Source organism: Williamsia herbipolensis, assembly GCF_036153515.1.
Lineage (GTDB): Bacteria > Actinomycetota > Actinomycetes > Mycobacteriales > Mycobacteriaceae > Williamsia_A > Williamsia_A herbipolensis.
Genome location: NZ_CP108021.1, coordinates 2,177,672 through 2,198,762, shown reverse-complemented (window position 1 = coordinate 2,198,762; position 21,091 = coordinate 2,177,672). Strand labels below are relative to the sequence as shown.

Sequence of the window (21,091 nt, the reverse complement as noted above, 5' to 3'; positions counted from 1 at the left end):
AGAGGCGGGCTGTGTGGGGGTGGTGGTCACAGAGGCCCTTCGTGTGAGGTCGAGCGCGTCGCGGCAGGCGGTGTGGCTACCGTGAGGTGGTTCCCACTCATGCTGGCACGAGGAGTTGCAGATGGCGCACCGATTCGACGCGACCGCGCGAGCACGTGCGCGCACGGCCTACGAGACGCTCGAACCGATGCACGTGCTGTGCTACTTCAACCCGGGGCTCAGCGCCGCCCAGGCCGACACCGGACTCGACGCCTACGCCTTCTACGTCGGTGCCCGCGGGGCGCCGCTCGGCGAGTGCGTTCCGTCGGTGGTCTCGGCGGCGTTCTACAACTTCAGCGAGGACATCGTGCACCCCGGCTGGGAGGCGGCGAAGGCGGTCGGACTCGACGACGTGGCGCGACGCCGTGACGCGATGTTGGCCGAGTCGCTCGCACACGTCTACGGCGACGCCGCCGACCCCGCGACACTGACCGCACTCGCCGACCGCTTCTACGCGATCGCCGCCCGCGCACCGATGGCCGGTCGCACGTTGGCCTCGGCGTGGGCGCACGTCCCGCGCCCCGACGACCCGGCCGTCGCGCTGTGGCACGCCGTCGCGATCCTGCGTGAATGGCGCGGCGACGGCCACATCGCCGCACTGGTGGGCGCGACCCTCGACCGGCTCGAGGCCGTCGTGTTCCACGAGGCCCGACACCCCGACCCGGCGATCCGCAAACGCGGTCTCGGGCGTCGGATGTCGCAGCTGACACGCGGCTGGTCCGACGAGCAGTGGGACACCGCCGCCGACGTCCTCGTGGACCGCGGACTGCTGTCGCGCTCGACCGACGACGCCGGCAAGGTGACCGACACCCTCACCGACGCCGGCGCCGCGCTCTACGCCGAGATCGAGGAGATCACCGACGACTCCGCGGCCGCAGCATGGGCCGATGTCGACGACTTCGACGACCTCATGGCCTCGACGCGACCGTTCGTGAAGGCGGTCATCGACGCCGGGGTCCTCCCGGGCACGAAGAGGAAGTGAGCGCCGGCGCTCAGCGGGTGAAGGCGACCTGCACCTCGGTCACCCAGTCGGCAGGGTCGTCGGACATCTCGAGGTAGATCTCGCGGCCCTCGCCGGTGAGGTGCAGTCCCTGATCGGTGACCCAGCGGTTGAGCTGCTGATAGGCCGAGTCGACGGTGTCCATCGAGCCGGTGTGGATGATCGACGCGTACTCGCCGCCGGGGAGGTCGATGGTCGCCAGGCCGGCGATGTCGACGTCGCCGACGGGGAACGTGGCGTGCACCCGGACGGCCTCCTCTCCGGCGGTCGGCTCGGGTCGGTAGTAGGCGACGCTGGGCCCGGTCGGCGTCGCGCCGGCCGCGGTCAACGCCTCGATGATCTGCGGGTACATCGGCTGGATCACCGGCCCGACGGCCTCGCTCGTCGCGCTCTCGGCGACGGCGGTCAGCCCCACGTGGCGGACCGGTGTGACGGTGGTGGTGGTGATGTGTGCGGTGGTCATTGCGTTCTCGCTCTCGATGATGCGGATCCGCGCCGCCACGCGCGCCAGGCGGTGTTCCTCGGCCGCGATCGAGGCGGCGATCTCGGCCTGCCGCGTACGCAGCAGGGTCCGCAGATCGTCACCGGTCAGCTCGTCGTCGACGATGCGTCCGACGGCCTCGAGGGTGAACCCGAGGTCCTTCAGCGCGACGATGCGGTTGAGCCGACGCAGTTGATCGAGGTCGTAGTACCGGTACGAGCTGTGCGGGTCGACGTGTGCGGGCGTGAGCAGCCCGATCGCGTCGTAGTGCCGCAACATCCGCACCGACACCCGGGCGAGTGAGGCGAGGTCTCCGATGGTGATCATGACGCCTCCCACGGTGAGCCCTCACACGGTGTGAGGGTCAAGCCCCCTCGGACACCGGATCCTGGATCCGGGCGAACGGCCGGTCCACCTCGAGTTCCCACGCGAGCTCGAGCAGCGTCCGTTCGTCGCCGTGGTCGGCCGAGATCTGCACGCCCAACGGCATTCCCGTGGCGGTGCGGCCCAGCGGCAACGAGATCGCCGGACCGCCGGCCGCGTTGTTCAGTGGGGTGAAGGCGACGTAGGCGATCAGTCGCGGGAACAGTACGTCGAAACCGTTGGCGGGGGAGAGGTATCCGAGTTCGGGTGTCGTGTGCGCGACCACCGGCGACACCATCGCGTCCAGATCGGCGAAGCTGTTGTGATACTTCGCCTCGGCGGCCCGCAATCGCCACAGTGCGGTCGGTGTGCGCCATGCGTTGCGCAGGAACTGGCTCGACAGTCCGCGGGTGAGCGACTCGGTGCGGTCGCCGTCGAAATCGGGACTCATCACCCGCGACCCGAACTTTTGCACGCCGAACGCCAGCAGCCCCCACAGATGGATGAAGTCGTCCTTGAACCGCGTGAGATCGCGTTCGGGCAGCGGCAGTCCGATCTCGCGGACGTCGTGGCCGAGATCGGCCAGGCGTCGGGCGGTCTCGGCGACGGCGGCCCTGGTGGCCTCGTCGACCGGGAACTCGCTCAACGAGCGGTTCACGACCCCGATGCGCAGTCGCTTCGGCGACGGACCCTCGACGAGGCCGATCGGTCGCAGCGACGGCGCCGGTCGGTACCGCTCGATCTGTGCGGCGAAGTGTGCCGTGTCGCGCACCGACCGTGTCAGTGCGCCGTTGGAGACGAGGTTGACCGGCATATCCTTCGCGTGGGCGTCGGGCAGCTCGCGCCCCCGCGTCATCTTCAGGCCGACGAGCCCGCACGCCGCGGCGGGGATGCGGATGGAGCCGCCGCCGTCGTTGGCATGCGCGATCGGCACCACCCCGGCGGCGACCAGCGCGGCCGATCCGCCCGACGACGCGCCGGCCGAGAACTCGGTGTCCCACGGGTTGCGGGTGGGCGGCAGATCCTCGTACTCGGTGCTCGCGTTGAACCCGAACTCGGGCATCGTCGACTTGCCGAGGCTGATGAGACCGGTCGAGAGGTACTGGTCGGTGACGGCGGCGTTGCGCTTCGCGGGCGTGGCGTTCACGGCCAGCGATCCCTGGTTCGACGCGAGTCCGGCGACGTCGGTGTTGTCCTTGATCACCGTCGGTACGCCGGCGAACACCCCGGTGCCCGGACTGCGCGCGAAGGCCGTCGCACGGTCGTAGTCGGGTGTCTGCACGGCGTTGAGGTGCGGGTTGACGGCCTCGGCGCGTGCGATGGCGGCGGCCACGGCCTCGGCGGACGAGATGTCGCCCGCGGCGATGGCGGCGGCCACGCCGGTGGCGTCGAGGTCTCCGAGCGCGTCGTCGGTGAAGGCGTGCCGGCGGTGCGATCCACTCATCGCTCGAATATAGAGGCGCCCTCGCCGAGCCCCCGCGAGCACCGCGGACGGCCACGACGTAGATTGTTGACAATCTACCGATTCAGCTCGCACCATCGGTGCATGAATGTGACGGGCCATGACTGACCTCGAGGGAGGGCCGAGCACCCGCAAACGGGTCCTCGACCCGCTGGTGCAGGAGTCGACGCCGGCGATCATCGCGCGCAAGCTGCGTGCGGCCATCGCGGCGGGGGACTTCGCGCCCGGGACCCAGCTGACCGAGTCCGGGCTCGCCGCCGATCTCGGTGTGAGCCGTGGTCCTCTGCGTGAGGCCATGCAGCGCCTCACGCAGGAAGGGTTGCTGGTCAGCTACCGCAATCGTGGGCTCTTCGTGATCTCGATGGACGACGACGACATCAACGACATGTACGTGGCGCGCTCGGCGATCGAGCGGGCGGCGCTCGCGCAGGTGGTGTCGCGGCGGGACCCCGCCGACGTCGCCGCTCTCGAGGCGACGATCGACCACATGCAGGCGTTCGCCGACGATCCGAACGGCCGTGAGATCGCCGACGCGGACATGGCCTTCCACGCGAAGCTCGTGGAATGTGCTCGTAGTCCACGACTCTCGCGCATCCACGAGACGATCCTGGTCGAGACGCGGATGTGCCTGGGCGCCATGCGGGGAACCTACGCGTCGGCGCAGGCGCGCATCGACGAGCACACCGAGATCGTCCACGCCATCGTCGCCGGTGACCTCGCGACAGCCGACGAGCTGATGATCGCGCACATGCGAGACGGGTTGGCGCGCCTCATGCCCGACGAGTCCGCGGTGGTCGCGCAGACCGTTCCGCCCGGGCATGCACCGTGATCGGTGTCGCCGCGCCGTCGTGGGCGGTCGATCTACCTGCGAGGACGGGGGTATCCGCCTCGTGAGCACCGCGAACCGGCTACCGTTGCCTCACCTGTTCGGGTGTGCAGCATCGCGCACCGACTGTCCAGAACACCGCACAGACACCGACATCGCGCACCGAGCGCGCACATCGACCCGCGTAGTTCCCGACGCCGGAGGCATCACATGACCACCAAGACCGCGACCGCCGGAGATGCTCCCGGCCTGCCGGATCCCGAGACCCCGGAGGGCAAACGCCTGCTCCGTAAGGCGATCGGTGCATCGGCGATCGGCAACGCGACCGAGTGGTACGACTACGGCGTCTACGCCGCGACCGCGACCTACCTGACCCAGGCCTTCTTCCCGGGCGATCTCGGCACCATCGGCACCATGCTCGGCTTCGCGGTGTCGTTCGCGCTGCGTCCGCTGGGTGGCATGGTGTGGGGCCCCATCGGCGACCGGATCGGTCGTAAGGCCGTGCTGGCCATGACGATCATGCTCATCTCGATCGCCACGGCCCTGATCGGTGTGCTGCCCACGCACGCCGTCGCCGGGGTGTGGGCGCCGATCCTGCTGATCGTTCTCCGTGTGGTGCAGGGCTTCTCGACCGGTGGCGAATACGGCGGCGCGGCAACCTTCATGGCCGAGTACGCCCCCGACAAGAAGCGCGGCAAGTACGGGTCGTTCCTGGAGTTCGGGACGCTCGCCGGCTTCGTGCTCGGCACCGCGTTCGTGCTGGTGCTCGAACTGAACCTCACCGACGATCAGATGCAGACCTGGGGTTGGCGCATCCCGTTCTTCTTCGCCCTGCCACTGGGTCTCGTGGGTCTCTACCTGCGGAACCAGATGGAGGACACCCCGGTGTTCCGCGAGATGGAGCAGAAGGGCGAGATCGAGGGCACCGCGTGGACGCGCTTCGTCGACCTCCTCCGCGACTACCGTCGGCCGATCATCATCATGTTCGGCATGGTGATCGCGCTCAACGTCGCGAACTACACGCTTCTGGCCTACCTGCCGACCTACCTGAAGAACACCATCGGGCTCGAGGGCAACGACAGCACCGTGACCATGCTGATCGGTCAGTTGGTGATGATGGCGCTGATCCCGTTCGTGGGACGGCTCTCCGACCGCACCGGCCGCAAACCGATGTGGTGGGTGTCGCTGATCGGTCTGTTCGTGTTCGCGCTGCCCATGTTCTGGCTGATGGGTCAGGGATTCGTCTGGGCCATCATCGGATTCGTGGTCCTCGGTGTGCTCTACATCCCGCAGCTGGCCACCATCTCGGCGACGTTCCCGGCGATGTTCCCCACCCAGGTGCGCTACGCCGGCTTCGCGATCTCCTACAACGTCGCGACCGCGGCGTTCGGCGGCACCGCGCCGCTCGTGAACGACGCCGTCGTGGAGAACAACGACGGCTGGGACCTCTTCCCGGCCGGCTACATGATGATCGCCTGCGCGATCGGCATGGTCGCCCTGCTGTTCCTGCGCGAGACCGCAGGATGCTCGATCCGCGGCACCGAGATCCCCGGCGAGGAGACCGACGCCGAGAAGGCCCTCACCAACGCCTGACCCCGCCAGTTGGGCACCTAACGCCCGCAGTTGGGCACGTAACGACCGCAGTTGGGCACGTAAAGCCCGCGGTTGGGCACGTACCGTCCGCAGGTGGGCCGACGTTCGCGTCGAGTGGGCCCTAGTGCGGGCGATCGAGGTCGACGGTGTCGCCCGGCATGCCCCATTCGATGCGGCCGAGGCGACTGACGGCGGCGAGCTTGTCGTAGTCGGGCAGACCGTCGTCGGCCACGATCGCGGGATCGACGGTCAGCGCGACGACCTCGCCCATGATCACGACGCTGTTCCCGACCTCGATCGACCTGTGCAGGCGGCACTCGATCGCGATGGGCGAGTCAGCGACGCGCAGACAGTCGACGGCGGTCGCCGGTGTCGACGGGATGCCCGCCTCGACGAATTCGTCGACGTCGGAATCGAACCCGGCCGAACTGTCGTTGGCGAGGTGCATCAACGACGTCGAGACGATGTTGATCACGAACTGGCCGGTGTCTATGGCGTTGCGCGCGCTGTCCTTCGCGCCGCCGACCGAGGTGAACTGCACGACCGGCGGACTCGTCGACGACACCGAGAAGAAGCTGTACGGCGACAGGTTGTCGATGCCGTCAGAGCTGCGACTCGACACCCACGCGATCGGCCGCGGGACGATCGACGCGGTCAACAACTTGTAGAAATCGCCCGGATCGACGGTGGCGGGATCGTGCACGATGCGGTCGTTCGATGAACTCATGGTTCCAGTCTGCCCGACGAGAGTCCGGGGAACGTTCGCCCAGCTGCGGTCGTCACGTGCCCACCTGCGAGCGTCATGTGCCCAACTGCAGGCTTTACGTGCCCAACTTGCGGTCGCTAGGTGCCCAACTGGCGGGGTGGGGGTCAGGAGAGCAGGCGCAGGGCCATGAGGGCGTAGGCGCGTGCGGCGGTGACGAGGTCGTCGATGACGACCGATTCGTCGGGTTGGTGTGCCTGGGTGTTGATGTCGCCGGGACCGAGGACGATGCACGGGATCCCGAGGTCGCGGGTGACGAACCCGCCGTCGCAGGCCGCGGTCCAGCCGCCGATCGAGGTGGTGCCTCCGGCGTCGCGTACGGCCTCGACGGCCGAGGTCACCAGCGGGTGGTCGACGGCGGTGCGGAAGCCGGGCATCTGCATGGTGACCGCGATGTCGACCTCGATGCCGTCGGTGTCGATCCCCTCGGCCGCGACACGCTCGCGCAGCGCGGCGGCGATCGCCTCGGCGTCTTCGTCGGGCATGAGTCGTCGGTCGATCCCGATCGACGCGTCGGGGGCGACCGCCGAGATGCCCTGACCGCCGGTGATGGTCCCGACGTTCCAGGTGCCTGCGCCGAGCAGCGGGTCGAGCTCGGTCTGCATGGCGTCGTGGTCGGAGCGGATGATCTCGATGATGCGAGCGGCGGCGTTGATGGCGTTACGCCCGTCGGCGGGCCTACCGGAATGTGCTGCCCGACCTCGGATCTCAACCGAGATGTACGACGCGCCGCGACAGGCGATCACGGTGTCGAGGCCCGTGGGTTCGGCCACCACACAGCCGAGAAACGACACCCCGTCGGGCCGCGACACCAGGTCGCGCACACCGATCCCGTGCTCCTCCTCGTCGACGGTGCACGTGAGGCGCACTGGACCACTGAGCTTCTCGTCGCGCAACGCGTTCATGGCGACGACGATCGCGGCGAGCCCGCCCTTCATGTCGGTGGCCCCGCGGCCGATGATCCTGCCGTCGACCACGCGTGGCACGAACGGATCGGCGGTCCAGCCCGGCCCGGTGGGTACCACGTCGGAATGGCCCAGGAACATCAGTCCCGGCCCGTCGCCGCCGGGCAGGGTGGCGACCAGGTTCGGGCGGTCGGGCGCCACCTCGACGACGTCGACCGAGGCACCCGCGCCACGGGCGGCCTCGGCGAGGACGGCCACCGTCGATGCCTCGGTGCCGCCGGGGTTGACGCTCGGTTGTTCCACGAGAGCACGCGTGAGCTCGACGATCGACTCCGCGGTGATCGCCGCGCACACCGCGCGTTCGCGTTCGTTCTGTGCGGTGAGCAGGGGGAGCGCGTCGGTCACGCCACCATCTTCTCAAGGCTGCCGGCGAGCCGCTTGATGCCCTCGTCGATCCGCTCGGGGGTGCTCGAGGCGAAACACAGCCGCAGGGCGTTGCGGAAACGGCCGCCGGGCGAGAGCGCTGGGCCGGGGATGAACGCGACGCCGTCGGCCAGCGCGACCTCGAACAGCTCCCGGGTGTCGATCTCGCCGAACTCGCCGGCGAGCGTCAGCCAGAGGAAGAAGCCGCCCTCGGGGTTGGTGGTGGTGACACGGTCGCCGAGATGTCGCGCGATGGAGTCGAGCATCGCGTCCTTGCGCTCGCGGTAGAGCACCCGGATCGACGCGAGGTGATCGTCGAGGCCGCCGCGGGCGATGTACTCGGCGACGATGTGCTGGTTGGGCACGTTGGTACAGGTGTCCATGGCCTGCTTGCCGTTGATGAGCAGCTGTCGGATCGACGGATCGGCGTCGACCCACCCCACACGCCAACCGGGCGCGAGGATCTTCGAGAACGTGCGCACCGAGAACAGCAGCGGGTCCTGTGGGCTGAGCGTCTGGAAGGTCGGGATGTCCTGACCGGAGAAGCGCAGCAGGCCGTACGGGTCGTCGTCGATGATCACCGAGCCCCACCGATGGGCCAACTCCAGCAACGCCTTCCGCCGCTCGAGCGACATGGTCACGCCGGACGGGTTCTGGAAGGTCGGGATCGTGTAGATCGCCTTCGGCGGCCGGTGGTGGTGGGCGACCAGATCCTGCATCATGTCGACCCGCATGCCCTCGTCGTCGACGGGGACCTCGAGGAGCTGCGCTCCGTACGACAACGCCGTGGCACTGCCGTTCGTGTAGGTCGGCGATTCCACGACCACGAGATCACCCGGATCGATGAACAGCTTGCACGCCAGATCGAGCCCCTGCATGCCGCCGGTGGTGATGACGAGTCGGTCCTCGCTCGACGGATCCGGGGTTCCCGCCAGGTATTTCACCAAGAGCTCGAGCAGGCGGGGCTCACCCTCGGTGGCGCCGTAGGTGAACGACGACGCGTCGAGGATCGTCCCGGCGATCTCGCGGAACTCCTCGGACGGCACCGCCTCGTCGGCGGGCGACCCCATCGCGAAGCGCACGATGTCGTGGGTCTGCGCCGCGAGGAGCGACGTCGACGAGTCGATCATCGAACCCACCAGGTCTTTCGCGCGTCCGGCGAGCGGCAGGGACGGCGCGTGCCTCGCGATGTCGGTGGCGGTCATGGCGTGCTCCTTCGATCGAGAGAGAAATCAGGTCACTTGCGGATCAGTTCACGCGGGAAGCTGGTGAACGTCTCCACGCCGGTCGCGCTCACGCGCACCGACTCCGACAGCTCGAATCCGTAGCCGTCCATCCACATCCCGCACACGATGTGGAACGTCATGTTCTCGGCGAGGATCGTCTCGTCCTCGGTGCGGATGCTGATGGTGCGCTCGCCCCAGTCGGGCGGGTAGCCGATACCGATGGAATAGCCCAGGCGCGAGGGCTTCTCCAGCCCGTACTTCGCCAGCGTCCAGTTCCACGTGGAGGCGAGCTCACGGGTGGGCACGCCGGGACGGATCGCGTCGAGGACGTTGTTCAGGCCTTCGGCGGTGGCACCCGCCACGTAGTCGACATCCTTGTTCGGCGTCCCCAGCGACACCGTGCGGGCCAGCGGACAGTGGTACCGGTTGTGCGCGCCGGTCAGCTCGATCACGACGGCCTCGTCGTCGTTGAACGTGCCCTGGTGCCAGGTGAGGTGCGGGGTGTCGGCCGCGGCGCCGGTCGGCATCATCGGCACGATCGCCGGGTAGTCGCCGCCGAAGTCGTCGGTGCCGGTGATCTGTGCCTGCGAGATCGCCGCCGCCGCATCACATTGCCGCACACCGACGTCGATGGTGTCGATCGCGGCACGCATGGCCTGCGAGCAGACCATGCCGGCCTGCCGCATCAGCTGGATCTCGGCGTCGGACTTCACCGACCGCACCCAATTGACGAGCTCGAAACTGTCGACGAGCTTCCACTCGGGGATCGCGTTGTACAGCGCCCGGTAGGCCTTGGGCGAGAAGAAGTGCGAGTCCATCTCGAGGCCCACCGAGCCCTGCCGTGACGCCGGGGCGATCTGATGTCGTTGCCGCAGAGCCCATGCCACCCAGTCGAACGGGTGGACGTGCGGCCGGTGCACGTAACTCTCCGGGTAGCCGACGATCTGGTCGGCCGGGAGCCACGTGGTGCGATGCGCCCCATGGGCATCCATGTCGCGCAGGAAGAACACCATCTCGCCCTCGATGGGGACGAACAACATCTGCGGTGTGTAGAACGACCACGCGTTGTAGCCGATGAGATAGAAGATGTTGGCGGGATCGGTGACGATGACGGCCGAGAGTCCCTGCTGTTCCATCAGTTCGCGCACACGATGGAGCCGGGTGGCGTATTCGTCGTCGGTGAAGAGCTGGGATCCGAGGTACACGGGTTCTCGCCTCTCAGGTGCCCGACACAGGAGCAGATTTGGGGATGGCCAGGTACTTGGTCTCGAGGAACTCCTCGATGCCGACCCGGCCGCCCTCACGGCCCAGGCCCGACTCCTTCACGCCTCCGAACGGCGCCGCCGGGTTCGAGACCAGGCCGGTGTTGAGACCCACCATGCCGACCTCCAGTGCCGCCGACAGGCGCAGCGCGCGGTCGATGTCCTGACTGAAGAGGTATCCCACCAGCCCCCAGGGGGTGTCGTTGGCCATGGCGATCAGCTCGTCCTCGCTGTCGAACGGGATGAGCGGCGCCACCGGACCGAAGATCTCGGTCGCCATCAGGTCCGATTCGGGGCTCACGCCACTGAGCACGGTGGGCGGGTAGAAGTGACCGGGGCCCTCGGGTGCGGTACCGCCGCACATGACCGTCGCCCCGCGCTCGACGGCGTCGGCGACGAGATCGCGCACCTTGGCCAGAGCCTTGTCCTCCACGAGCGGGCCGACCTGCGTGCCCTCGGCGACACCGTCACCCACCACGAGCGCGCCCATGCGCTCGGCCAGTTTGGTGCCGAACTCCTCGGCGACGGAACGGTCGACGAAGATCCGGTTGGCGGCGGTGCAGGCCTCACCCATGTTGCGCATCTTGGCCACCATCGCGCCCTCGACGGCGCGGTCGATGTCGGCGTCGGCGCAGACGATGAACGGGGCGTTCCCGCCGAGCTCCATCGACGTCCTCATCACGGTGTGCGACGCCTGCTCGAGCAGTAGCTTGCCGACCTGGGTCGATCCGGTGAAGCTGAGCTTGCGGGCCAGTCCCGAGTCCATCCAGGTGGTCACCACCGGCCCCGGGGTGTTGGTGGTCACGATGTTGAGCACGCCCTCGGGAAGCCCTGCCTCGGTCAGGATGTCGGCCAGCGCGAGCGCGGTCAGCGGGGTCAGCTCGGCGGGTTTGAACACCATCGTGCACCCGGCCGCGACGGCCGGCCCGATCTTGCGGGTGCCCATCGCGAGGGGGAAGTTCCACGGCGTGATCAGCACACAGGGGCCGACCGGTTCCTTGGTGACCACGATGCGGTTGGCGCCGTCGCCGGTGGTGGTGTGATCGCCCCCGATGCGGACCGCCTCCTCGGCGAACCACCGGAAGAACTCCGCACCGTAGGCGACCTCACCCTTGGCCTCGGCGAGCGGCTTGCCCATCTCGGTGGTCATGATCAGGGCGAGATCGTCGGTACGGTCGAGGATCAGCCGGTGTGCCCGGTACAGGATCTCGCTGCGCGACCGGGGAGACGTTGCCGCCCAGCTCTTCTGGGTGGCCGCGGCGGTCTCGATGGCGCGCTGCGCGTCGGCGGCCCCACCGTCGGCGACGGTCGCGATCTGCTCGCCGGTCGCGGGGTTCTCCACGGCGAAGGTGGCGCCCGATTCGGCGGCGCTCCAGCTGCCGCCGATGAACAGTCCGGTGTTCAGTTTGCCGATCAGTTCGGCGGCACGGGGGTCGGTCACGTCGGATCCTTTCGTGAGGGTGCGGGACGCAGGGTATCGGTGCGGGGATCGAGGAGCTCGGCGAGATGGGTTCCGGTGACCGAGGTGATCGCGCTGTCGACGCCCGAGAGGTGGTCGACGGCCATGGCGCAGCTGAAACCGTCGGTGAGCACGGGGGCGCCGTCGGAGCGTGCCCGCAGCGCCGGGGCCAACGCCTGTTCGCCGACGGCCATGCTCACCTCGTAGTGTCCGCGTTCGAAGCCGAAGTTGCCTGCCACGCCGCAGCATCCGTCGGCCGAGGTCACCTCGGAGACGCCGAGTCGCCGGAGCACCGACACCTGCGTCGCGGGACCGAACACCGCGTACTCGTGGCAGTGGGTCTGCACCGTCACCGACTCGGGCATCGGCGGCGGGGTGTAGCCGTCGTCGAGCATCTCGCCGACGTGCGCGGCGAAACTGCGGACGCGTGCCGCGACGCGTTTCGCGGCGTCGGTGTGGACCAGCTCGGGCAGATCTTTGCGCAGTGCCGCAGCGCAACTCGGCTCGGGCACCACGATCGGTCGGTCGGTGCCGTCGTCGAGAGCAGTGGCCGTGCGGGTCAGGACCTTCTTCGCGTGATCGAGCTGGCCGGTCGAGATCCAGGTCAGTGCACAGCAGTTGTCCTTCTCGCAGCTGACCTGTTCGGTGTCACCGCCGCCGAGGACGCGGGCGGCGGCGGCGGCGACGTCGGGTCGGAAGGCCTTGGTGAACGAGTCGAGGAACAGCACCACCGGTGCGTCGGTGCGGCGGACCAGGGGTGCCAGAGCCGCCCGCACCGACTTGCGGCGGGCGAAACGGGGCATCGAGCGCCGCGCGTCGAGGCCGGCGACACGCGCGGCGGGTCCCGACAAACGGCTCCCCAGAACAGCGTTGATCATCGGGGCCATGGCGGTGGCGGGTCGCAGCCAGGCCGGCATCCACCCCAGCGCGTAGTGCGCCATCGGCCGCAGGCGGTGGCGGTAGTGGTGGGAGAAGAACTCCGACCGGTAGGTCGCCATGTCGACACCGGTGGGGCAGTCGGTCGAGCACGCCTTGCACGACAGGCACAGGTCCAGGGACTCGCGGACGTCCTTCGAGCGCCACCCGGTCTCGATGTCGGGAGCGGTGCGCGTCATCTCCTGCAGCACCCGGGCGCGGGCGCGGGTCGAGTCCTTCTCATCACGCGTCGCGCGGTAGCTGGGGCACATCACCCCGCCGGAGTGTGAGCGACACCGACCGACGCCGATACAGGCCTGTGTCGCATGGACGAACGGATCGAGTCCGGGGGCCTCGACCGGGTGATCGGCGCGACCGTCGTCCCCGGGCCCGGGGATGCCGAGATCGAACGCGGTGGTCCAGGTGCGGGCGGGGATGCCGTCGAGGGCGAGATGGTCGCCGATGGCGTCCGGGTCGACGATGCTGCCCGGGTTCAGCACCCGAGCCGGATCCCAGATGTCCTTGAACGCGGCGAACATCGACATCATGGCGGGCGAATACATGATCGGCAGCAGCTCCGACCGGGCCCGGCCGTCGCCGTGTTCGCCCGACAGCGATCCGCCGTGGGCCACCACGAGGTGCGCGGCGTCGCGACAGAACGCGAGCATGGTCTCCCGACCCGATGCGGTGCGCTGGTCGAAGGTGATGCGCACGTGCATGCAGCCGGCGCCGAAGTGGCCGTACATCACGCCGGTGAGGCCGTGGTGGGCGAGCAGGTCCTGGAAACCCTCGAGGTACTCGGGCAGGTTCTCCGGTGCGACGGCGGAATCCTCCCAACCCGGCCAGGATTCGTATCCGCTGCCCGCATCCGGGTCGTCGAGATCGACCAGACGTGACGAGAGCCCGGCGCCGTCCTCGCGTACCCGCCACAGCATGGATCGCGCCGCCGGATCGCTCACGGTGCGCGCGTCGACGAGACGTCCCTCCGCGCGCAACTTCTCGAGCAGATCCGAGATCGCCGTGGGGACATCGTCGGCACTGAACTCGTCGAGTTCGACGTAGATCCAGGCGTTCCCGTCCGGCAGGCCCTCCACCGAGGACCGGCCGCGCCGGGCGCGCATGGTGGCGACGATGCGTTCGTCGATGCCCTCGATCGCCGAGGGGGAGAAGCTCAGCATGGTGGGGACGTCGCGGGCGGCGTCGACGACGTCGCGGTACCCCAGGCACAGCAGCTGCGGGTGCGCCGCGACGGGCACCAGCGACACCGTCGCCGACACCACGATCACGCAGGTGCCCTCGCTGCCGACGAGAGCCCGTGCCACGTCGAAACCGCGCTCGGGCAACAGGTGCGCGAGATGGTAGCCCGACACCTGCCGTGGGATGCGTTCGAGTTCGGTGCGCAGCGGGGCGAGGTTGTCGCCGACGAGATCACGCAGGGCGTCGGTGAGATCCTCGGCGCGGCGGACCGCGGCGCTGTCAGCGGGATCGGTGGCCGTCAAGCCCGTTCGGGTGGCGGTGAGGCGCACCCCGTCGGCGGTCACCAGCGAGATCGCCACGACGTGGTCGGTGGTGCGGCCGTAGCGCACCGAGTGGTTGCCGCAGGCGTCGTTGCCGATGGCGCCGCCGACGGTGGCCCGGGACTGGCTCGACGGGTCGGGCGCGAACGTCAGTGTCCCGTCGCTGATCTCGCGCACCCGCTTCTGCAGGGCGGTGAGCACGACACCCGACTGGGCGACGGCGGTGCGCCCCTCGACGTCGACGGACGTGACGGCATCCATGTGGCGCGAGAAGTCGATCACGACGCCCTCACCGATGGCGTTGCCGCCCATACCCGTCCCGCCGCCGCGGGCGATGATCGGCACACCGTGCTCGTGACACCAGCGAGCGGCCGTCGCGACGTCGATGTCGCTGCGCGGGAACACGACACACAGCGGGGACAGCCGGTAGTTCGAGGCGTCGTAGGAGTATTCGGTGCGACGGCGCGACGAGTCGTCGGCGTCGAGACCGAGCGCCCTCAGCGCGGGTGCGGCGATGGAGGCGTCCCCGGTGGTCTCGCGGTGCGGGGTGAGGGTCACCGCGGGGTTCAGCCCAGCACGGCGTCGACCGCCGCGCCGAATCGGGCCAGCCCGGAGTCGATCTCGTCGGCGGTGACGACCAGCGCGGGGATGAGTCGCACGACATTGCCGAGCGGCCCACAGGTCAGGGTCAGCAGGTCCTGATCGATGCACGCCTGCTGCACCTTGGCCGCGGCGGCCGCGTTCGCGGTCGGCACCGAGCCCGAGGCGTCGGGGTCGATGAACTCGATACCCGCCATCAGGCCCTGTCCGCGGACGTCGCCGATGGCGGGGACCCGCTCGGCCAGGGTCGCCAGACCGGCGAGCAGCTGATCACCGCGTTCGCGGGCGTTGTCGACGAGGTTCTCCTCGGCGATGACGGCCAGTGTCGCGACTCCGGCGGCAGCCGCGACGGCGTTGCCGCCGTAGGTGCCACCCTGCGAACCCGGCCACGCCTTGGCCATCAGCTCGGTGGGTGCGGCGATCGCCGAGATCGGGAAGCCCGAGGCGATCCCCTTGGCGGTGATGAGGATGTCGGGGACGAGGCCGTCGCAGAACTCGTGGCCCCAGAACTTGCCGGTGCGGCCGACGCCGGACTGCACCTCGTCGACGATGAGCACGATGCCGTGGCGGTCGGCGCGCTCACGGAGGCCGGCGAGGAAGGCCGGAGGTGTCGGGAGATAGCCGCCGTCGCCGAGGACCGGCTCGATGAGCATGGCGGCGGTGTCGTTGGGGGCGACCCGCGAGGCGAAGAGGTAGTCGAGCTCGCGCAGTGCGAAATCGACGGCGGTGTCGGTGTCCATCCCGTAGCGGTAGGCGTAGGGGAAGGGCGCCATGTGCACTCCGCTCATCAGCGGGGAGAAACCGGCCGAGAAGCGGGTGCCCGCGGTGGTGAGGCTGGCCGCAGCGACGGTGCGGCCGTGGAACCCGCCTTGGAACACGACGATGTTGGGGCGGCCGGTGGCCATGCGCGCCAACCGGATCGACGCCTCGACCGCCTCGGAGCCCGAGTTGGCGTAGAAGACCGAGTCGATGCCGTCGGGGAGCACCTCGCCGAGGGCGTCGGTGAGTTCGAGCAGCGGCTGGTGCATCACGGTCGTGTACTGGGCGTGGATGATCTTGCCGCACTGTTCCTGGGCGGCGGCGACCACACGGGGGTGGCAGTGACCGGTGCTGGTGACGCCGATACCAGTGGTGAAGTCGAGGTAGGAACGCCCGTCGGTGCCGTGGATCCACGAGCCCGTCGCGTGGTCGACCACGACCGGTGTGGCCTGCTTGAGCGCCGGACTGAGGGTGGCGCGAGCACGGTGGATCTCGGTCGTGTTGTCGTCGCTCGAGGTGTGCGCGACGGTGCCCAGGGTGGAGGTCATGGGTACACGGTGACCGCTGGATGGTCGGATTGTCAACAATTGGACTATCCGGTTCGGGGTGGGGCAGGGGCGTTGTCTACGGTGGGCGGCGTGACCGCAGATCCGACCCCAGAAGCGACCCCGGCGGACCGCCCCATCCGCGTCGCCGTGCTGACCCGCGACGGGCTCGCCGACCCGCACAACCTCGACGCGATCGCCGAGCTGGCGCAGGTGCGGTTGTGTACCGCCGACGACCTCGCCGACGCCGTCGCCGGAGCCGACGTGCTGATGCTGTGGGACTACTTCTCCGCGGCCCTCCGGGAGGCATGGCCGCACGCCGAGGCGCTGCGGTGGATCCACGTGTGCGCCGCCGGCGTCGACGCGATGCTCTTCGACGAGCTGCGCACCTCCGACGTCGTCATGACCAACGCCCGCGGCGTGTTCGACGGCCCGATCGCCGAGTTCGTCCTCGCGTCGATCCTGGCCCGCGACAAATCCCTGCACGAGTCCCGCGCACTGCAGCGCGAGCACCGGTGGGTGTGGCGCGAGACGCGGCGCACCACCGGATCGAGCGCACTGGTGATCGGTACCGGCGCCATCGGTCGTGCGGTCGCGAGACTGCTGCGCGCCGTGGGCCTGCAGGTGACGGGTGCGGGTCGCACCGCGCGCACCGACGACCCCGACTTCGGCACCGTGATCGCCACCGACGACCTCGCCGAGCATGTCGGCGCCTTCGACAACGTCGTCGCGATCGCACCGCTCACCGAGCAGACGGCCGGACTCGTCGACGCGCGCGTGTTGGCCGCGATGAAGCCCTCGGCGCACCTGATCAACGTCGGACGCGGGCAGTTGGTGGTCGAGGCCGATCTGATCGAGGCCCTTCGGGACGGGACCATCGCGGCGGCGTCGCTCGACGTCGTCGAGACCGAACCGCTGCCGGCCGACAGCCCGCTGTGGGATCTCGACCAGGTGGCGATCTCGGCCCACATGAGCGGCGACGTCGTCGGGTGGCGTGATGAACTCGCCGACCAGTTTCTCGCGCATCTGCGCCGCTACGCGGCCGGGCAGGCTCCCGACCACCCGGTCGACAAGGAGCGCGGGTACGTGCGCTGACCGCCGGGCACGCCGACGCGCCGTGATCGAGGCGTATTCACAGACGTATCTCAGGGTCGGCTCCTAGCCTCGGGGCGGTATCCCGGTGGGCACATGCGAAGGAGGTCAGCGCGTCATGAAGCGACGACTGCGACTGACCTGGAAACCGAACAGCGGTACCCGCACCACCCTGCTGTGCGTGGCCGGCCTCATGGTCGCCGGCATCGGCCTGGCGTACTGCGTGCATCTCGGTGCCGACCGCGGCGAGGAATCCGAGGCCGAGTCGACCTCCGCCGCGGCGATGAAGTTCATCACCCCACCCACCTCCACCCCGGCGGTCCCGGACACGGTGGGCCCCGCGCCCGTCGAGCCACCCGCCTCGGGCAGCGCGGCCGGCGGTGTGACCCCGACGGCCATCAGCCGCTCGAAGATGCTGCTCGGGACGGTCGACAGTCTGTCGACGTCGGAGATGGGCATCCACATGAGCGACGGTCGGCGACACCGCATCGCGCTGACCGACTCGACCCACTACGAGACCGCCGACAAGGCCGCCGCCTCGCCGTTGAAGCTCGGCGATCTGGTGGTCGTCCACGTGCTGATCGACGGCGAGCGCATGGTCGCCGATCTCGTGGTGGACGGACGCGTCACCGCGTCGCGTCCGGGAAACTGACCTCCGCGGTCACCAGTGGCTAGGCTGTAGCGCGATGACCGCCGTCTACTTCGTGATCGCCGCTCTCGCCCTCGCCGGTGCGGCCGTACTCCTGTGGCTCGACCGCCGTCGTGCCGCGGTGGTCCGTCGTGAGCGCGCGGTATGGGGTGACGGCCACGGGTTCCGCTTCGTCGCCACCGAGCGCGCGGCACCCGAGGAGGTGCGCGACATCCGTTCGGAGCTGCACCGCGCCGCGATGGACATCGAGGACCACGTCGAGATCGTCGACATCACCCACGGCCGCTACTTCGGTGACGAGGCGGTGCTCTTCGATCTCGTCGACATCGGCACCATCGTGGCCGTGCGTCGGTCGGTCGCGTCGTCGGTCGTCATCGACGTCCGGCAGGAGAAGGTGCTCGCCCCCGCCGAGGACGACGTCGAGTTGCTCGGCGCCATGGGTCGACGCGTCATGTTCTCCACGCACCTCGACATCGCCCGCCGCGTCTGCGACCGCCGCATGATCGCGCTGGCGACCAACGCCCCCGATTACATCGAGATCATCTGGAACGAGGGCAACTGGTCGGTCGCGTCGATGCCGCTGACCAACGATCCCGACCGACTCGACACCGCGCTGGAGACGGTGCGTCGCTTCACCGATCTGCTCCGCGTGCTGCCGCCCTCGACCGATCCGGCGCCGCGTCCCGACCCCCGCGATCCCTCGAGCCCCACCGGACGGGCCCGTCGTGGACTGGCCGAGCCGAAGACCGAAGCCATTGCGCGCGAACAGCTCCAGGCCACCGCGGGTGCGCGCGCCGCTGCTCCCCGTCCCGATGGTCCGCGCGTCGACAGCCCGCGCCCCGAGGGTCCCCGTGGTGACCGTGTGCGGGCCGAGAACGCGCGTGCCGACGCGCCTGCGCCGCGGCCGGTCTCGCCGGTCGACGTCGCCGGTGGCCCGCCGCGGACGCTCCCGCCCCGACCCCAGCCGCGGGCGGCTGAGTCGGATCGGCCGCGGTCGGTGGCACCGTCGTCCGATGCCCCGCGTCGCGGTGTGCAGCCGATGCCCGTGCGTCGTCGCGTCGATCCCGATCGCGACATCCCCCGCGAGGGCTTCTCTCGCGACGACCGATCGGAGTGACGCGAGTGAGCAAGCAGCGACTGGCTGAACTGGTCGCCGAACTCGCCGTGGTCCACGGTCGGGTGACGCTGTCCTCGGGCAAGGAGGCCGACTACTACGTCGATCTCCGACGGGCGACGTTGCACCACGAGGCATCTCGGCTCATCGGTGTGCTGATGCGTGAGCTCACCGCCGACTGGGATTTCGCGGCTGTCGGTGGCCTCACCCTCGGCGCCGACCCCGTCGCGACGGCGATCATGCACGCCCCCGGACGTGACATCGACGCCTTCGTGGTCCGGAAGGCCGCGAAAGCCCATGGGATGCAACGACAGATCGAGGGCCCCGACATCGTCGGCAAGCGTGTCCTCATCGTCGAGGACACCACCACCACCGGCAACTCGCCGCTGACGGCGGTCGCCGCGGCGCGTGACCTCGGCGCCGAGGTCGTCGGTGTCGCCACGGTGGTCGACCGCGACACCGGCGCCGCCGCCGTCATCGAGGCCGAGGGTGTCGAGTACCGGTCGCTGCTGGGCCTGGATGACATCGGACTCGCCTGAGCAGCGTCGCACCGACGAGCAGGGACCGACCGAATGGGCCACCGCAGCCGATGAGGCGGTCGGGCTCGGACCGTGGTCGGTGGAGCGCGACGGGCCGCTCCCGACCGAGGAGCACTTCGATCCCGAGCTGCTCGCTGAGGGTGATCGACGCAACGTGGTCGACCGCTATCGCTACTGGCGGCGCGAGGCGATCGTCGCCGATCTCGACACCCGCCGCCACCCGTTCCACGTGGCCATCGAGAACTTCGCCCACGACGCCAACATCGGCACCGTCGTGCGGACCGCCAACGCCTTCGGCGCGGCCGCGGTGCACATCGTGGGTCGGAAGCGCTGGAACCGGCGCGGCGCCATGGTCACCGATCGCTACCAACACATCTCGCACCACGCCGATGTCGCATCGCTGATCGCCTGGGCGCACGACGCGGGACTGCGGGTGGTCGCCGTAGACAACACCCCGGGCTCGATCCCGCTGGAGACGACCGACCTCCCGCGCGACTGCGTGCTGCTGTTCGGCCAGGAGGGCCCCGGCGTCAGCGCGGAGGCGCACGCGGGCGCCGACCTGACGGTCTCCATCGCGCAGTTCGGGTCGACCCGCAGCATCAACGCCGGTGTCGCCGCGGGTATCGCCATGCACGGCTGGATCCGCGCGCACGCCGATCTCGACGGTGCATGGTGAGCGACCCCGGTCGCGGCCGGGTAGCCGAAGATCGACGGACATCGTCCGGTCAGAGCGTCGGTTCCGGCGTATGTCCGGAACCTCGGCTGTGTTCGGACGATCTCGGTCAGCGGCCGATGGTCAGGGGGCGTCGGCCTCGACGGGCGGCGGGGGGCCGGAGGCCCTGCGGCGCTTGTAGTACTCCCAGATGATCGGGACGATCGAGACCAGCACGATGAGGATGAAGATGGGCTCGATGAGCTTCTGGATGATCTCGAACTGGCCGAGCCAGTACCCCAGCAGCGTGATGCCGCAGCCCCAGATGATGGCGCCCAGCACGTTGTAGGCGGTGAACAGGGCCGCGTTCATGCGGGCGGCACCGGCGACGATGGGTGCCAGGGTGCGCACGATCGGCACGAAGCGCGCCAGGAAGATGGTGACCGGTCCGCGCTTCTCGAAGAACGCATGCGCCTCGTCGATGTAGCGCTTCTTGAGGAAGCGATTGCCCTCGGCGAACATCGCGGTGCCGGCGTACCGGCCGATCCAGTAACCGATCTGCCCACCGATGATCGCCGCGATCGGGATGAACAGCAGCAGCTGCCACAGCGACGCGAACTTGGCGACCTCCGCCGACTCACCCGCGGCGACCAGGCCGGCGACGAACAGCAGCGAATCGCCCGGGAGGACCGGGAACAGGACGCCCGACTCGACGAGGATCACCACCAGCAACCCCACCAACGCCCAGGTCCCGAAGTACCCGAGGAGGGTGATCGGGTCGAGGAAGCCCGGGAGGAGGGCGGTGTTCACGGTCGTGGTGCTCGCGGCATCGGCGAGCGCGGTGGAATTCACGGCCCTGACGATAGCCGGTCGGGCCTGAGGAAACGCTGTGCGTGCGGTGCCGGTG

18 protein-coding genes are annotated in these 21,091 nt (G+C 69.4%); 8 read left to right on the top strand and 10 right to left on the bottom strand.

Annotated elements, in window-relative coordinates:
- The first annotated feature begins 121 nt into the window (after positions 1 to 121).
- The gene (locus OG579_RS09930) at positions 122 to 1,021 is read left to right on the top strand and encodes an SCO6745 family protein (protein ID WP_328858988.1); all 900 of its coding nucleotides are present in this window, start codon (positions 122 to 124) and stop codon (positions 1,019 to 1,021) included.
- A gap of 10 nt (positions 1,022 to 1,031) precedes the next feature.
- Here OG579_RS09930 and OG579_RS09925 read toward each other — a convergent pair whose 3' ends face one another.
- Together OG579_RS09925 and OG579_RS09920 are read right to left on the bottom strand one after the other, a co-directional pair.
- Positions 1,032 to 1,847, bottom strand: coding sequence for a MerR family transcriptional regulator (locus OG579_RS09925; RefSeq protein ID WP_328858987.1), 816 nt, complete (start codon positions 1,845 to 1,847; stop codon positions 1,032 to 1,034).
- Positions 1,848 to 1,884: 37 nt separating this feature from the next.
- Positions 1,885 to 3,327, bottom strand: coding sequence for an amidase (locus OG579_RS09920; protein ID WP_328858986.1), 1,443 nt, complete (start codon positions 3,325 to 3,327; stop codon positions 1,885 to 1,887).
- A 118-nt stretch (positions 3,328 to 3,445) separates the two neighbouring features.
- Here OG579_RS09920 and OG579_RS09915 point away from each other — a divergent pair, with 118 nt between their 5' ends.
- Together OG579_RS09915 and OG579_RS09910 are read left to right on the top strand one after the other, a co-directional pair.
- Complete coding sequence (locus tag OG579_RS09915; protein WP_328858985.1) at positions 3,446 to 4,174, top strand: GntR family transcriptional regulator; 729 nt, start codon at positions 3,446 to 3,448, stop codon at positions 4,172 to 4,174.
- 207 nt (positions 4,175 to 4,381) lie between these two features.
- Complete coding sequence (locus OG579_RS09910; RefSeq protein WP_328858984.1) at positions 4,382 to 5,764, top strand: MFS transporter; 1,383 nt, start codon at positions 4,382 to 4,384, stop codon at positions 5,762 to 5,764.
- A 121-nt stretch (positions 5,765 to 5,885) separates the two neighbouring features.
- On the opposite strand, the gene OG579_RS09905 is transcribed toward OG579_RS09910, so the two are convergent.
- The 7 genes from OG579_RS09905 to OG579_RS09875 form a co-directional block, all read right to left on the bottom strand.
- Positions 5,886 to 6,491: a flavin reductase family protein gene (locus tag OG579_RS09905; RefSeq protein ID WP_328858983.1), complete on the bottom strand. Its 606-nt coding sequence runs from the start codon at positions 6,489 to 6,491 to the stop codon at positions 5,886 to 5,888.
- Between the two features lie 143 nt (positions 6,492 to 6,634).
- Positions 6,635 to 7,837, bottom strand: a complete 1,203-nt coding sequence (locus OG579_RS09900) for a M20 family metallopeptidase (RefSeq protein WP_408068781.1) — start codon at positions 7,835 to 7,837, stop codon at positions 6,635 to 6,637.
- Complete coding sequence (locus OG579_RS09895; protein WP_045824448.1) at positions 7,834 to 9,060, bottom strand: aminotransferase-like domain-containing protein; 1,227 nt, start codon at positions 9,058 to 9,060, stop codon at positions 7,834 to 7,836. Before OG579_RS09895 ends, OG579_RS09900 begins: the two co-directional genes overlap by 4 nt.
- A gap of 32 nt (positions 9,061 to 9,092) precedes the next feature.
- Positions 9,093 to 10,286, bottom strand: a complete 1,194-nt coding sequence (locus OG579_RS09890) for a M24 family metallopeptidase (protein ID WP_045824447.1) — start codon at positions 10,284 to 10,286, stop codon at positions 9,093 to 9,095.
- A gap of 13 nt (positions 10,287 to 10,299) precedes the next feature.
- Entirely contained in the window at positions 10,300 to 11,784 is a 1,485-nt protein-coding gene (locus tag OG579_RS09885; protein ID WP_328858982.1) for an NAD-dependent succinate-semialdehyde dehydrogenase, read from the bottom strand.
- Complete coding sequence (locus OG579_RS09880) at positions 11,781 to 14,792, bottom strand: FAD-binding and (Fe-S)-binding domain-containing protein (protein ID WP_408068780.1); 3,012 nt, start codon at positions 14,790 to 14,792, stop codon at positions 11,781 to 11,783. The genes OG579_RS09885 and OG579_RS09880 overlap by 4 nt, the downstream gene beginning before the upstream one ends.
- Before the next feature lie 8 nt (positions 14,793 to 14,800).
- Entirely contained in the window at positions 14,801 to 16,141 is a 1,341-nt protein-coding gene (locus OG579_RS09875) for an aspartate aminotransferase family protein (protein ID WP_328858981.1), read from the bottom strand.
- A 90-nt stretch (positions 16,142 to 16,231) separates the two neighbouring features.
- On the opposite strand from OG579_RS09875, the gene OG579_RS09870 reads away from it, so the two are divergent.
- From OG579_RS09870 to OG579_RS09850, 5 genes are all read left to right on the top strand, one after another.
- Positions 16,232 to 17,233: a D-2-hydroxyacid dehydrogenase gene (locus OG579_RS09870; protein ID WP_408068779.1), complete on the top strand. Its 1,002-nt coding sequence runs from the start codon at positions 16,232 to 16,234 to the stop codon at positions 17,231 to 17,233.
- 115 nt (positions 17,234 to 17,348) lie between these two features.
- The gene (locus OG579_RS09865; RefSeq protein WP_045824444.1) at positions 17,349 to 17,882 is read left to right on the top strand and encodes a hypothetical protein; all 534 of its coding nucleotides are present in this window, start codon (positions 17,349 to 17,351) and stop codon (positions 17,880 to 17,882) included.
- Positions 17,883 to 17,916: 34 nt separating this feature from the next.
- Positions 17,917 to 18,996, top strand: coding sequence for a type III secretion system chaperone family protein (locus OG579_RS09860; RefSeq protein ID WP_328858980.1), 1,080 nt, complete (start codon positions 17,917 to 17,919; stop codon positions 18,994 to 18,996).
- Positions 18,997 to 19,001: 5 nt separating this feature from the next.
- The gene (pyrE, locus tag OG579_RS09855; RefSeq protein ID WP_328858979.1) at positions 19,002 to 19,532 is read left to right on the top strand and encodes an orotate phosphoribosyltransferase; all 531 of its coding nucleotides are present in this window, start codon (positions 19,002 to 19,004) and stop codon (positions 19,530 to 19,532) included.
- Entirely contained in the window at positions 19,513 to 20,208 is a 696-nt protein-coding gene (locus tag OG579_RS09850; RefSeq protein ID WP_328858978.1) for a TrmH family RNA methyltransferase, read from the top strand. Before pyrE ends, OG579_RS09850 begins: the two co-directional genes overlap by 20 nt.
- A gap of 120 nt (positions 20,209 to 20,328) precedes the next feature.
- On the opposite strand, the gene OG579_RS09845 is transcribed toward OG579_RS09850, so the two are convergent.
- On the bottom strand, positions 20,329 to 21,036 hold the full coding sequence (locus OG579_RS09845) for a DedA family protein (protein WP_328858977.1): 708 nt from the start codon (positions 21,034 to 21,036) through the stop codon (positions 20,329 to 20,331).
- Between the last annotated feature and the right edge of the window lie 55 nt (positions 21,037 to 21,091).

Coding starts and splice junctions, on each gene's coding strand:
- OG579_RS09930 (WP_328858988.1), top strand. CDS start 122: ATGGCGCACCGATTCGACGCGACCGCGCGAGCACGTGCGCGCACGGCC.
- OG579_RS09925 (WP_328858987.1), bottom strand. CDS start 1,847: ATGATCACCATCGGAGACCTCGCCTCACTCGCCCGGGTGTCGGTGCGG.
- OG579_RS09920 (WP_328858986.1), bottom strand. CDS start 3,327: ATGAGTGGATCGCACCGCCGGCACGCCTTCACCGACGACGCGCTCGGA.
- OG579_RS09915 (WP_328858985.1), top strand. CDS start 3,446: ATGACTGACCTCGAGGGAGGGCCGAGCACCCGCAAACGGGTCCTCGAC.
- OG579_RS09910 (WP_328858984.1), top strand. CDS start 4,382: ATGACCACCAAGACCGCGACCGCCGGAGATGCTCCCGGCCTGCCGGAT.
- OG579_RS09905 (WP_328858983.1), bottom strand. CDS start 6,491: ATGAGTTCATCGAACGACCGCATCGTGCACGATCCCGCCACCGTCGAT.
- OG579_RS09895 (WP_045824448.1), bottom strand. CDS start 9,060: ATGACCGCCACCGACATCGCGAGGCACGCGCCGTCCCTGCCGCTCGCC.
- OG579_RS09875 (WP_328858981.1), bottom strand. CDS start 16,141: ATGACCTCCACCCTGGGCACCGTCGCGCACACCTCGAGCGACGACAAC.
- OG579_RS09865 (WP_045824444.1), top strand. CDS start 17,349: ATGAAGCGACGACTGCGACTGACCTGGAAACCGAACAGCGGTACCCGC.
- OG579_RS09860 (WP_328858980.1), top strand. CDS start 17,917: ATGACCGCCGTCTACTTCGTGATCGCCGCTCTCGCCCTCGCCGGTGCG.
- OG579_RS09850 (WP_328858978.1), top strand. CDS start 19,513: ATGACATCGGACTCGCCTGAGCAGCGTCGCACCGACGAGCAGGGACCG.